At 35.8% G+C, this 11,362-nt stretch carries 15 protein-coding genes; all 15 read right to left on the bottom strand.

Features of this window, described 5'->3' with window-relative positions:
* Positions 1 to 7 precede the first annotated feature (7 nt).
* The 15 genes from ACLIJJ_RS12210 to fbpA all read right to left on the bottom strand — a co-directional run bounded on the left by ACLIJJ_RS12210 (position 8) and on the right by fbpA (position 11,359).
* The gene (locus tag ACLIJJ_RS12210; protein ID WP_411410964.1) at positions 8 to 568 is read right to left on the bottom strand and encodes a phage tail protein; all 561 of its coding nucleotides are present in this window, start codon (positions 566 to 568) and stop codon (positions 8 to 10) included.
* Positions 568 to 885, bottom strand: a complete 318-nt coding sequence (locus ACLIJJ_RS12205) for a hypothetical protein (protein ID WP_411410963.1) — start codon at positions 883 to 885, stop codon at positions 568 to 570. The genes ACLIJJ_RS12210 and ACLIJJ_RS12205 overlap by 1 nt, the downstream gene beginning before the upstream one ends.
* On the bottom strand, positions 878 to 1,276 hold the full coding sequence (locus ACLIJJ_RS12200; protein ID WP_411410962.1) for a hypothetical protein: 399 nt from the start codon (positions 1,274 to 1,276) through the stop codon (positions 878 to 880). The genes ACLIJJ_RS12205 and ACLIJJ_RS12200 overlap by 8 nt, the downstream gene beginning before the upstream one ends.
* A gap of 2 nt (positions 1,277 to 1,278) precedes the next feature.
* Positions 1,279 to 2,322 (bottom strand): major capsid protein, encoded by a 1,044-nt coding sequence (locus ACLIJJ_RS12195; RefSeq protein WP_411410961.1) that lies wholly within the window; start codon positions 2,320 to 2,322, stop codon positions 1,279 to 1,281.
* 11 nt (positions 2,323 to 2,333) lie between these two features.
* The gene (locus ACLIJJ_RS12190; RefSeq protein WP_411410960.1) at positions 2,334 to 2,699 is read right to left on the bottom strand and encodes a head decoration protein; all 366 of its coding nucleotides are present in this window, start codon (positions 2,697 to 2,699) and stop codon (positions 2,334 to 2,336) included.
* Entirely contained in the window at positions 2,696 to 3,838 is a 1,143-nt protein-coding gene (locus ACLIJJ_RS12185) for a head maturation protease, ClpP-related (RefSeq protein WP_411410959.1), read from the bottom strand. Before ACLIJJ_RS12185 ends, ACLIJJ_RS12190 begins: the two co-directional genes overlap by 4 nt.
* Positions 3,835 to 5,421 (bottom strand): phage portal protein, encoded by a 1,587-nt coding sequence (locus ACLIJJ_RS12180; protein ID WP_411410958.1) that lies wholly within the window; start codon positions 5,419 to 5,421, stop codon positions 3,835 to 3,837. Before ACLIJJ_RS12180 ends, ACLIJJ_RS12185 begins: the two co-directional genes overlap by 4 nt.
* An 11-nt stretch (positions 5,422 to 5,432) precedes the next feature.
* Positions 5,433 to 5,648, bottom strand: coding sequence for a DUF6148 family protein (locus tag ACLIJJ_RS12175; protein ID WP_411410957.1), 216 nt, complete (start codon positions 5,646 to 5,648; stop codon positions 5,433 to 5,435).
* Positions 5,645 to 7,468 (bottom strand): phage terminase large subunit family protein, encoded by a 1,824-nt coding sequence (locus ACLIJJ_RS12170; RefSeq protein ID WP_411410956.1) that lies wholly within the window; start codon positions 7,466 to 7,468, stop codon positions 5,645 to 5,647. The genes ACLIJJ_RS12175 and ACLIJJ_RS12170 overlap by 4 nt, the downstream gene beginning before the upstream one ends.
* Positions 7,446 to 8,027, bottom strand: a complete 582-nt coding sequence (locus ACLIJJ_RS12165; RefSeq protein ID WP_411410955.1) for a hypothetical protein — start codon at positions 8,025 to 8,027, stop codon at positions 7,446 to 7,448. The genes ACLIJJ_RS12170 and ACLIJJ_RS12165 overlap by 23 nt, the downstream gene beginning before the upstream one ends.
* Before the next feature lie 387 nt (positions 8,028 to 8,414).
* On the bottom strand, positions 8,415 to 8,972 hold the full coding sequence (locus ACLIJJ_RS12160; RefSeq protein ID WP_411410954.1) for a tyrosine-type recombinase/integrase: 558 nt from the start codon (positions 8,970 to 8,972) through the stop codon (positions 8,415 to 8,417).
* The gene (locus ACLIJJ_RS12155; RefSeq protein ID WP_411410953.1) at positions 8,969 to 9,601 is read right to left on the bottom strand and encodes a sigma-70 family RNA polymerase sigma factor; all 633 of its coding nucleotides are present in this window, start codon (positions 9,599 to 9,601) and stop codon (positions 8,969 to 8,971) included. The genes ACLIJJ_RS12160 and ACLIJJ_RS12155 overlap by 4 nt, the downstream gene beginning before the upstream one ends.
* A gap of 164 nt (positions 9,602 to 9,765) precedes the next feature.
* Positions 9,766 to 10,359, bottom strand: coding sequence for an AbiV family abortive infection protein (locus ACLIJJ_RS12150; protein ID WP_411410952.1), 594 nt, complete (start codon positions 10,357 to 10,359; stop codon positions 9,766 to 9,768).
* A gap of 301 nt (positions 10,360 to 10,660) precedes the next feature.
* Entirely contained in the window at positions 10,661 to 10,864 is a 204-nt protein-coding gene (locus ACLIJJ_RS12145) for an XtrA/YqaO family protein (protein ID WP_233314150.1), read from the bottom strand.
* Positions 10,865 to 11,170: 306 nt separating this feature from the next.
* Complete coding sequence (fbpA, locus tag ACLIJJ_RS12140; RefSeq protein WP_411410951.1) at positions 11,171 to 11,359, bottom strand: Fur-regulated basic protein FbpA; 189 nt, start codon at positions 11,357 to 11,359, stop codon at positions 11,171 to 11,173.
* Between the last annotated feature and the right edge of the window lie 3 nt (positions 11,360 to 11,362).

Raw genomic sequence — 11,362 nt, 5'->3', positions numbered from 1 at the left:
TTAATCCTTATCCTCTTCCTAAGGCTCTATTAATCTCATAATCCATACGGCTTAAAAATGTTTCATAGCCAGATTGATTAATCTTATTAACAACCTCTTGATTACCAATCATTTGTGGAACAGAAGGCCCCATCACTCTTTTAACAGGTAATCGTTTCTCTCCTTCCCTTCTAAATACCTTAATTCCATTGATATTTACAACGAAAGGACCTTTAACGGCTACCAAACTACTGCCTTTCTTAACAGCCATTTTGATTGGTTTTTTCCTTCTTGGTTGCACAGTTTTAGGAGACACTTTAAAACGGTCAATAGGAATTACTTGCCCCCTAGATGTTACAATGGCAGACAATCTAGACTTAGACGCTCTTGTTTTACTCAAGGTGTTTTTTACGTCACTAGCTTTTATGTTGTATTCCTGTCTTACTTCCCGTGAAACACTTGCAGCAACATTAGTCATTGCTCTGTTTAATGCTCTGCTTATGATATCGGGAGCTTTTTTGGGAAAAGGACCAAGACGATTTTGAACATTGTTTAATAAGGCACGGTCAATATCGACTGTTAAAGGCATTATTGATTCCTCCCTAACGTGATGACATACATTTCGTCATCACTAGAAACGCTTATTACACGGTATTTCTTCCCTCCTAGCTGCATGATTTCCCCGTTTCTCGGTCTGTAATCCAACTCCATTTTTGGCACAGAAAAAAGGACCTCCGCCTTTTCGAGTCCCTCTCCACCATTCCCAAATTGTTTTTGTTGCAGTTGTTCATTGTCCAAGATTACGGTTACTTCCTTACCATTAACAGCTAGTTTCTGAGCAAATTCATTCTCATTAAAGAAAGTGTTTTTCACATCTTTTGCAAGGAAATCTTTAAAATTACTCATTAAAGTTTGCTGGAAGTGCTAATACTTCCTCTGCTTTTCCTTCTGCAATGATTAAAGCAATAAGATCATCTTTCTTCTGCTCGATTGCTGGAACTAAAATACCTACTTCCATAGCAGCTTCCTTTAAGATGTCTTTATAGAATTTGTTATACAAAAGTTTATGATAATCCTTGCTATCATCATCAAGATCATCCAATTCTGGATCTAAAGGAGGTCCCAGCTGCTCAACTTCCTTACCATCGTTAAGATCAACGACTTCTTTTTTCTCAATAAAAAAAGCAGCTCCGCATTTCACTAAACGCTTTGCTACATCTTCAGTAATATTTGCTAGATCACCAGGATTAAATCGTTTGCCGTTATATCTGCTTTTTAATTTAAACTCGATTAACATTATTACACCACCTGTGCAACGAACCATTCGTCCGCATCGTTTGGTTTTGGAACTGGTCTGCTTGCTAAACGTAACATTCTAGCCTCTGCGTTCATATCAACCCATGATCTAGGGATAATTTTCCCTTCATAGGTAACAAACTGTTCGTTCTTTTCCAATTGTGTAATAGCACCATACAAAGTTTCACCTAAATTAGCTTTAGCAAGAATCACTGTATCATCCGGAATGTATGGTTGCATCACTTTGTCATCATCCAAATACCAGGAATCATACGTGTAAATATCTAGATTTAACTCTGCAATTCTACCAATATAGCTAACACCATCGCCTTTATACTGCGGTTTATATTCAATATTATTCATGTTGCGAATATCCATGTATTTTTGAATCTTTTCATCATTTCTAAAGGCCTTCAATGCCCCACGGCCGAGCATTGCCATATCTACCATAGCATCCGTTTTCTTTGTAACTTCCAATTTCCAGTTTTCAAGATCCTCGTAAATATTGCCACCTTGTCCCCAGCGATCTGTACCCTCTAAAACTTCCTTGTTTGTAAATCCAAAATCTAAAACTTGCTCCACATAGTTTGTATCACGTTGGTCAATGTAACCCTTCATAATGATTTTTCCATGTCTAAGGGCTTGAGCACACATCCACTCTTGTCTTCTGGTAATTTGGTCATTTAATTCTCGGATGTCTTTTGCTAACAGTTCTACTTGGCGCTGAGCAGGAGTTTTATCGCTTATCACGTTCTCTCCTAAGCCACGTGTTACAAGATCATCAATAGTAATAATTCGTTGAGGTGCAATTTTTGGAGCAAGATACTTCTCTGTTTTGAATCCATCCCGCTCTTGGGTAATCCCTCCAACCCTTGGTGCTACAAATGGAGCCATTTTTCTTTTTCCTTTTTGAAAATCCAATAGGACTTCATCTGTTACAAAGGTGTCTCCATCCGGAAAGAACGTTCTTTTAAGAAAAGAAGTTGGAATGTTCATTTTCCTAATTGCTGGTAACATCGTAGTTGTTTTATACAAATCTAAATTCACAAAAATCCCTCCTAGTCTAAGATATCCTTCAAGATTATATTAAGCGTTCTTAATGTCTTTTCATGTGTCGCAGCTGTATCAGTACCACCAAAAACTAATGCTAGTCTGTTAAATAACCCTGAGATATACGCAGTGTGAACTACTTCTGTTGTTGTCTCTACATCATCTGTTAAAATACAGTCTGCATTTTCACTTCCATCTGTTGCAGCACTATTTACTTTGACTGCTAAACCATCGTTTGTTATGCCTAACACAGTGCCTTTTACCAACAAACCCTGGCCACTTTTCAATCTCACAGCTTTAAGATCTACGGGAACTGAAGATCCTGCAAAAAGATTATCGTATTTAAATTCCCCTACTTGTCCATTTAAGTTCATCTTAATGCCCCCTCTAAAGCATTACTCAACGCGTTGTCTCCTTCTGTTGGAGTGTTATTCAATGCTTGATCCAATGCATTTGCTTGTTGCGCATCTTTATTTTGATCTGTCGGAGCATTACTACCTGGTACCTGATTAATAACAGCAGCATCTTTATTTACATTGCTTAAATAGTTGGTACCTCTAGCTTTCTCCGCTTTAATAATTTCCACTGCAAGCGCACTGGCTTCCATCTTATCTTCAAATTTTGCTTTATTGATCAATTCCTCATTGCCAGGCAGTTGCAAATCTTCAATCTCTTGAATTCGTTTGTTTTCTGCAGTGACTCCCTCTTGATAACCGAGGTTTTTTACTTGTTCAAATAAATGCGGATGATCATTTTTTAGTGTTTCTAAATCCATATTCTTTGGCTCCTCCTTTTGTTGTTGTGGTCCTGGATTCATATTAGTTTGATTGGTTACTAGATTAGTAAGTTGAGATGCTTCTGGACCGTTTGGATTTTGCATTCCTAACATGTCGTTACGAAGTTTATCGATAATCTCCTGTGGAATTATGCCATCGTTAAATGATGTATTTGAGCTTGCTACAATACTATTGGCAATATCCCCGTTATCAAACATAATTTCATCGATTAATCCAATCTGTTTAGCTTGTTGAGCAGTTAACCAGGTTTCGTTATCCATCATGGATAATAATTCATCATGGGACTTACCAGTTTTCAGCTTATAAGCATTCGCTATGGCCATGTTTGTATTTTTTAGAATATTAGAAGCATGATCCATATCTCGATAATCTCCACTTGCCATTGATGCGGCATTGTGAATCATAACTTGACCTGTAGGAGTCATTAGTATCCTATTAGAAGCCAGCATAAGAAAGGACGCTGCGCTTGCTGCAAGGCCCAACACTTTACTGGTTACATTGTTAGGATGTTCCTTTAAAAGTGCATATATTTCAGATGCAGCAAAAACAGAGCCACCACCACTGTTAATTTCGAGGACAATTTCTTCGTTATTGCTTGGATCAATATTATCCAAAAAATCCTGTACCTTTTTAGGGCTTACAGCATCCATACGAAATAGATCATATATCCATTGGTTATCACTTGGAATAATGGGTCCGCGTATACTTAATTTCATTCATCTTTCACCTCCTCTTCTTCCTGTTCCTTCGAGTTGGTTTCTGCTGGTTGCTTAGCTTCAGGTACTAACCCATCCTCCCGCCTTACCTTTTCCTCTAAGGTGCGTAATCGGTGGTTTTTAAAGTAATCACCGTTACCCATAGCCACCGTTTCTTGAGAACGTGTGGAGAATCCATTTTCTACACGCTTCTCTGCTGCATTCACCTCCTTCAAAGGATCTAATTGGCCTTGAGATGGTCCATTCCACTCTGCTCCACAATATGCTTTACGTGCCATTGGATCAGTAAAGAATCCTGGTGCATATATTCGTCCTTTCGCAATGGCTTCTGCTAAAAATTCCTCATAAATAGGCTGGCAAAAATCATTTGCCAGCCAATCTCTACGCATTTTAAACATTTTCCAAGCTTCCAAAAGGGCTCCTCTAGAAGCAGAATAGGATGCTGTAAAATGTTTTAATAATAATTCATATGGAATTTCTAAAGCAGCACCAATTTGTCTGCAGATAGATGTTACAAATCCATCAAAGTTTGGATTCGGTCTACCAGGATTAGACTCTTGTATCTTTTCATTCTCCTCTAAAAAGTGGACCGTTCCATTTCCAATCTCAATGCTGGAATCGTCGTTCCCATCAATCTCTTCCTCTTCGGAAATACTGGAGAATCCACTGCCGTTTTCTTTTGTTTCTGTTGTAACAAACACGGCATACATACCGTTAATAACAGCAGCCATTAATTCTGCTTCAGAATACCGGGCAATTTGTTTTAAACTCTCGATAACTGGAGCCAGAATTGGAACCCCTCTTCTTTGTTCTGGTCTTTCACTTTCCATCAAATGAATAACATTTAAGCGTCCAGAGTTAGCTCCGAATTTCGGAATTCTTTTCCATTTATTCACTGTTGTTAATGCTGTTGAATTTGGATGTTCATCAGCAACGTGATAAGCAATAACCTCTCCAAAGTTGTTTATTTCTACACCATTAACTAATTTTCCATCTAAGTCAATTACTGTAGTGTTATAGGGGTTGCACACTCTATCTGCTTCAATAATTTTCACCCTTAAATCGTATGGCATTCCCATTCTTGGCATAACTGGCAACAAGGTAAATACATCACCGCTTTGCAACCAAGAAAGTTGTGCTAACTGTTGTAATTCGTAAAAATTATTCATTCTCTGAGCATCACAACTTATAGAATCAGCCCATAAAGAAAACTCTCTTTCCACGTTTGTTTCCCAAGCATCTGCCTCTTCTGTAGTCATAATCAAATAATCTGCATCGATTTGAGAATTTAATCTTAATCCTGCTCCGACAATATTAGTCCTCATGGTTTTAATTGCACCAGTTGCTAAAGGGGCACCCATGTATAAATCTCGTGAGCGTTCTCTTAGAGTAGGAATATTCATCTCAATATCTTCTAAGACAGATCCAGAACCAACAGTCCAGCCTTGCATGGCTTTCTTTTTACTACTTGCTCCGTGATTATCATAACCGCTGTTTATAATATCCAGTTCTTTTCTAGAACGAACTCTATTTAATGCAGTTTTAGGACTAAAAAAGGCAATTGTTTTATCAATTAAATTCATATCCTCACCCTTTATAAGTCTCTTGGAATATAACGCCTGGCTTTTCTTTTATTGCCTTGCAACTTGGAGACTCTATTTTCCCAATAGGTTATAGTTTCTCTAATTTCTTTTAGATTAGCTCTTGTTAAAGACCTAGTGCCAATGCTATAACTTTGTCCTGATGAAACAGCCAATTCAGCTTCTAACCAAGCATTAAGATGTGTTTTTGCCCTATCTAAATCAATCATAGTTGCACTCCTTTCGACGCTGTTCTTCGTTTCCGTTTCTTGCTACTGCCGATATTACCTGCTGCATATTCTTTCTCCAAATTAGGATTAATAATTTCTAAAGCAGCTGTGTTATACACCCTTAAATCCAAAGGCTCATTTCGTGCTCTAACTTTCTTCCATACTTGGTATGGTACTCCTTGCTCGTATCTTGTCACTAGCTTCTCAGCTGTTAGCCCCCTGAAATAATCAGCGTTATATCCTCTTCCTTTTGGAAAATGACAATAGTTAGGACCAAATTCTTCAATCTGGAGGCTGGACATTACTCTTGATTTTCCTTCATTAACTCCTAAATGTACTAGCAAAGTCTTTGATGGTTTTTGTCTACTTGTCCCAGCAACTAAAGGATCATACTCACCTTTTCCAGTCGATTTCCCTTTAATGGCATAAATCCTTCTTGCTTCTCTTTGCTTAGTAAACTTGTAAACTTCTTGTGTATAATGTCCACCACTATCCATACAAGTACACATAATGCCAAATTGCTTTCCGTTTTCTTTACTCCATGTCCTTAATAAGAAAGCATCTAGTTCATCCCAAATATCCTGTTGTTTTAAATCCCCATATATAACATGATATTGAATTCCCCAATTTTCCTTTCCTTTTCCCCATCCGACCACTTCAATCTCAAAGCGATCATCCTGCGTATCGACTGAGGCAGTTAAGATTTTCACATCTTCAGGGACCTCAATTCCTTCTCCATAGTCTTCAACACGTTTCATTAAATCGTCATCTTCGAGTTGCTGCCCTTCTTCCTCCCACGTTTCACCTAAACTCGTATTCACCCAAACTTTCATTGCTTCTGGTCCTTTCTCCTTCGCTTTAAGAAAGTCATCCACAATTTCTTTCCATTTTCTCCACGGGCTTAATAGTTCGTTTAAATGAAATCCCCTGTAATTAGCCTCAGGTTCATTCGCAATCCAAAAACCGATTTGCCTTTTCCATTCATATTCTGAATGCATCGCTCCACATTCTTTACAAGCATGTGTTATAGGCTGGCTTAAATCATTTTTATCAAACACGATTTGTGCCCAGCTTAACGGCTGCAGCCCTTCACATGATGGACATGGTAAGTGATAATATTCTTTCGTGCTAAATTCAAACTCAGCCTCAATTCTGGAGCTGCCTTTGTTTGTCGGAGTAGAAACAAAAACCTTTTTTCGGTTAAGAAAGTTGTTTGTTCGCTTCTCAGCAAGAGATAGTGGATCTCCTTCTGCACCAGCAGAAACAGGAAAACGATCTACTTCATCCGCTAAGAATATTCGAATAGAGCGACCAGCCAAATCACCAGGAGCATTTGCACCAACCAAAGCTATATAACCGCCAGGAAATGATTTTTCTAACGTTGTGTTTCCACCATTTCTTGTTTTTACATCTGCAACCTTTCCTCGAATAGCAGGAGTGTCTCTAATCATCGGAGCTAACCGTTGCTTGGAAAAACTTTTTGCCAATTTTTCTGTCGGTTGCATAATTAAGATTGGTGATGGATCTTGATCTATATGATAACCAGTCATATTTAGAAGAAATTCTGTTTTACCTACCTGAGCTGATGACATTATCACAACTTTTTCACAATCAGGATCACTAATGGAATCCATAATCCCTCTTTGATAAGGTGCTCTGTCTGTTCTCCATTGTCCTGGTTCTGCAGATCCTTCACTTGATAATTTTCTGTATGCGTCTGCCCATTGGCTGACTGTTAATTCTGGAGGAGGTTCTAATATGTCTGATGCCAATTGTTGAAAGAGCGCTAGTGTCTTTTTATAATCTGAGCTGGTTGACACGGTGATCACTCATTTCGTCATCTTCGTCCTCGTCCTCTCCATTCAAGAACATCTTATCTTTACTAATTTCATAAAAAACGCTCGGATCATAATCTTTTAATTCCGTTAGTAATTCAATAACGGAATTCTTCAGAAGATCTTTAATCACTTGAAGATCTTCCACCATAATTAATTGAGGAGCCATTTTGGATGGAAGAGAAAGAGTTTTTTGCCTAAAAGCAATAAGCATATCGTTCATAATTCTTTTCACATCTTCTGAACGATGTAGCTCTCCTTTTATAATTTGAACTTCTAATTGTGTCTTTTCTTTTTTTGCTCTTGTCCACAGTGCCATTTCTTCTTCTTTATCTATTTTAGAATCGTTTGGTAAAGCTTTGGAAATTTGATATTCAATAAACTTATTTATCGAGGCAGCCAAATCATAGTACCCTCTGTTCAGCCGAACCAGGGCCCCTTCGTCTGCGAATTGCTGAATTCTTCGCTTAGAAACACCTAGTATTTCGCTAATTTCAGCTGTTGTTACTACTTTTGGAATATTATCTGATTCCTTACGTGGCAAGGTTTTCTCCTCCTTCCAAAATTATTTCCCAAGATTTTCGAATGAGAAAACGAAATCGACTATTTTGGCCAGAAACTAGAACCGTTTTTGGCTCGATAGCACCCGTAGGAGTTTTAAAAACTCCAAAGAACCTACGTTGGTTGTAAATTAATTCAAATAAAACAAAAAGCCTCACAAACGTTGATACAACAGCATTTGTTGGGCTTTTTATGGTTATTTGTATTTTTACTTCTCACTTATTGTGGGCAATCGTACGACAAGATTTTTATTTTTTTCTCTGAATCTTTTATATTACACATTCTGTTAGATTCCAAGATACTCTGAAACCATTGTTATCACTAGCTTTAACATTTTTATTAATTTCAATCACATATACGCTAAATTATGTTACTTAGAACGCAATTTGTACTTAAAACGACGCATAGCGAAATCCCTACCGTCTTGATTTACTCCAATGTATCTTAATGTATAATCTGGATCTGTATGATTAAGTATATCTTGTAGTGCTGCTATATCTTTTGAGTCATGGTAAAAATGATAACCAAAGGTTTTCCTTAGAGTGTGCGTTCCAATTTCTTTTAGACTAAATTGCTTGGCTACTTCCCTTAATATTTGGTAAGCTGTTTCTCTTCTAATAGGTTGGTTCTTCCCTTTTCTACTTTTAATTAAATACTCTTCATCTAACTTTGCAGATGTATAGTTCTTCAATGCTTTTTTCAACTCATCAACAATAAGAAGTCGATTGTTCTTCTTTCTCTTAGTTTCTCTTAAACTAATATGTGTCCCCTTAACATCACATACCCTTAATTTTAAGATATCGGAGATACGTAATCCTGTATGTATTCCCAACATAAACATAATAAAATTTCTTTTGTTTGTTGCCTCTAGATATTCTAAAATATCTGCTAATTTATTAAGATCTCTTATTGGTTGGACTACCTTCATATGTCCAGCCCTTCTTTTTCTTCAGCAATATATATACCTATTTTCTTTTCAGCACGATAAATGTGAGAAGAAACAGTTGATTTGGTTATATTTAAAATTTTAGCAATTTGGCCATAAGAAATTGAATTTCCTTTTGCCATAATGTAGATTTCCTTTTCTCTTTCAGACAAAACTGAAAGAGCTTCTTTAATTCTTGTCTTATCATTTAGACCTAAAACACTTTCCTTTTCTTCTTTATCCCATTGATATTCGTTTTCCTCGCTTCTAAAGAAACGTTGCATAATTAATGGATCAAAGGGTTTTTCTCTTTCGTATACAGCCCTTCTTTCTATTCCTCTAATCACCCCTGGCGCATGGCCATATTTCAACCAGGAAATTACATATTCTAAATCACCTTGAATTCCAGAATAGATTTTATCTTCCGCTTTTAACTTTTGCTCTTTATTAATGTTACTTGATCTTTTTTCAGTTATATTTTGCAAGAGGATTCGCTTATCGTTATCTACTTCAATCTTTAAAGTTTCTAACCCTCTTTTTATCTCTTTTCTTTTTATTAAAATAGAGTAAAGAGATTTTTTATATTGCTCTATTAAATCATTTTGAAAAGATTTTTCAGACAGTAATTCCACTTGATTTCCTCCTCAATTCAATATTCCATTTCCTTTAATAAGAAGGTGTTATAGTTTCCAAACAGATGAACAAAGTAAAGAACAAAAAAGGACACCGATAAAACAACAAACTAATGCTGTTTATATCAGTGTCCTCACGCTTTCGGTCTTGGACTTATATAGTTTTAATTATGTTCATCAAGTAATTCATACACATCTAAATATTCCATATGTTGTAGAAACTCAAAAAACTCTTCATCACTTATATTATATGCGTAATTGTCTTTTACATTTTTCTCATACGATTTAATAAAGTCATATGTTAACTTTGCGATTTCATACATAATATTCGCTTTTTCTTTACTTATTACTTGAGAGGGAGAATTAAATACACCATTTTTAATGGATGTGTATAAACTTTCGTTTTTCATTCTGTTCATACTCGTTGTTATCCTATTTACCTGATTAAACTTAAAGCCTGTTAATTTTTCAAATGCTCTTTCATGCTCTGGATTAAAATTTATTGATTGTAATAATTTTGGTCGATGATTCCTTAATTCCTCTAATACTCTATCCCAGTTGTAATCCGGTTCTTGATTAATCTTTTCTGCAGCTTGTGCAAGCATCAAGATTTTGGCAATTTCCTCAAATGCTAAATGACTAATCGTATATGCTCTGGCAAATCTTTCATTTTTGAAAAGTAAGATAGCATCTTCCAATAACTCTTCAACAGTTTTCAATATAATTTTTCTACCTTGGTCTATTTGTTCAATTGACAATTCTATCTAAATCACAACCTTCTAATTATTAATTTAATGATTATTTAATTTTTTTACTATTATAATTATATTATAAATAAGATACTAAATCATACTATTGTTAATTAACATTTAATTTATTATAAAATTACATATCATTAAATAACTATTCCATCAAAGTAGTTGCTAAAAATTCAATTTTATTAGTTTAAGTCAAAACTGAATCTTTCAAACTAATTACTTGTACCAATCACCCTCTATAATTGGTACAAGATATCTTATATTATTATTTTTAGTTGATAATTACTTAATTAAAACTTAATTAAATTAATTCACTTTCCCTGAAGTGAATCCGACGGCTTTTCCCATCAACCGTCTCTATAATCGTTTCTCCATGACGTACAGCTTCACAGTAGGAGGCTGTACCCTTATTACCGTCCAGTACAAGAACTTTAACTTTCCCTGGTTCTATAATTTCTTGGATGGACATATCAGGATTAACAGCAATTTCTTTAGTTCTTTTCACATTGAACACTCCATTTTTGTTATAATGATGGTAGGTTCAAACAACGTATGGTCGGGCACTAGCTTCGGCTTTTTTTCTTTTTAGGAGATAGGTTTGTGTAATATTCATTTGAAAGATATCATGATTTTTTTCACAAGAATTTGAGCAAAACAAATAATTATTATCCTTCACATCAAACGTTTTACCACAGCCACTACATTGGCTATATAACATGGTTTATCCTCCGGAATAACTCATCAAGCGCTCGATGCCGATAGTCATTTGAATATCTTGCTAAATAGTAAAGTTGACCTAAAGTTAATACAGTCATATGATCTGTTCCACCGTCACTTTTCTAGCCAGTTTAATCTTTTCCCTAATATGCAATAGTTCCAACTCTGCTAGTGATGCTTCGTATAGTTGTCTACCATCTGCCAATTTAGTAACTTCAAAGTAGATCAACTCACTGATAACAAACTCTTTTCTTTCTTCTTTAATTAATAATTGCCTTTCCATAAT

The organism is Niallia laureatilytica, from assembly GCF_046613985.1.
Taxonomy (GTDB): Bacteria; Bacillota; Bacilli; order Bacillales; family Cytobacillaceae; genus Niallia.
This window is presented reverse-complemented; position numbering and strand designations above follow the sequence as displayed.

Excerpts from the sequence above, each read along its gene's own strand:
- ACLIJJ_RS12210 (WP_411410964.1), bottom strand. The coding sequence starts at position 568 with ATGCCTTTAACAGTCGATATTGACCGTGCCTTATTAAACAATGTTCAA.
- ACLIJJ_RS12205 (WP_411410963.1), bottom strand. The coding sequence starts at position 885 with ATGAGTAATTTTAAAGATTTCCTTGCAAAAGATGTGAAAAACACTTTC.
- ACLIJJ_RS12200 (WP_411410962.1), bottom strand. The coding sequence starts at position 1,276 with ATGTTAATCGAGTTTAAATTAAAAAGCAGATATAACGGCAAACGATTT.
- ACLIJJ_RS12190 (WP_411410960.1), bottom strand. The coding sequence starts at position 2,699 with ATGAACTTAAATGGACAAGTAGGGGAATTTAAATACGATAATCTTTTT.
- ACLIJJ_RS12185 (WP_411410959.1), bottom strand. The coding sequence starts at position 3,838 with ATGAAATTAAGTATACGCGGACCCATTATTCCAAGTGATAACCAATGG.
- ACLIJJ_RS12180 (WP_411410958.1), bottom strand. The coding sequence starts at position 5,421 with ATGAATTTAATTGATAAAACAATTGCCTTTTTTAGTCCTAAAACTGCA.
- ACLIJJ_RS12175 (WP_411410957.1), bottom strand. The coding sequence starts at position 5,648 with ATGATTGATTTAGATAGGGCAAAAACACATCTTAATGCTTGGTTAGAA.
- ACLIJJ_RS12160 (WP_411410954.1), bottom strand. The coding sequence starts at position 8,972 with ATGAAGGTAGTCCAACCAATAAGAGATCTTAATAAATTAGCAGATATT.
- fbpA (WP_411410951.1), bottom strand. The coding sequence starts at position 11,359 with ATGGAAAGGCAATTATTAATTAAAGAAGAAAGAAAAGAGTTTGTTATC.